Annotated in this window: 1 tRNA gene and 1 rRNA gene; both read left to right on the forward strand. The window is 55.8% G+C overall.

Annotation, left to right across the window (positions count from 1 at the left end):
* Positions 1–10 precede the first annotated feature (10 nt).
* Positions 11–126 (forward strand): 5S ribosomal RNA (gene rrf, locus AAIE21_RS29450).
* Positions 127–137: 11 nt separating this feature from the next.
* Positions 138–214: transfer RNA gene (locus tag AAIE21_RS29455), tRNA-Met, on the forward strand.
* The last annotated feature ends 46 nt before the right edge of the window (positions 215–260 follow it).

The raw sequence follows: 260 nt of genomic DNA on the forward strand, positions 1-260 counted from the left end.
CCTTCATAAGTCTGGTAATGATGGCAGAGAGGTCACACCCGTTCCCATACCGAACACGGAAGTTAAGCTCTCTAGCGCCGATGGTAGTTGGGACCTTGTCCCTGTGAGAGTAGGACGTTGCCAGGCTTATATATCGTCGCGGGGTGGAGCAGTCCGGTAGCTCGTCGGGCTCATAACCCGAAGGTCGCAGGTTCAAATCCTGTCCCCGCAACCAATGGTCCCGTGGTGTAGTGGTTAACATGCCTGCCTGTCACGCAGGA

The organism is Paenibacillus sp. 102 (genome assembly GCF_039549175.1).
In the GTDB taxonomy this organism is placed as follows: Bacteria; Bacillota; Bacilli; order Bacillales; family Bacillaceae_G; genus Bacillus_A.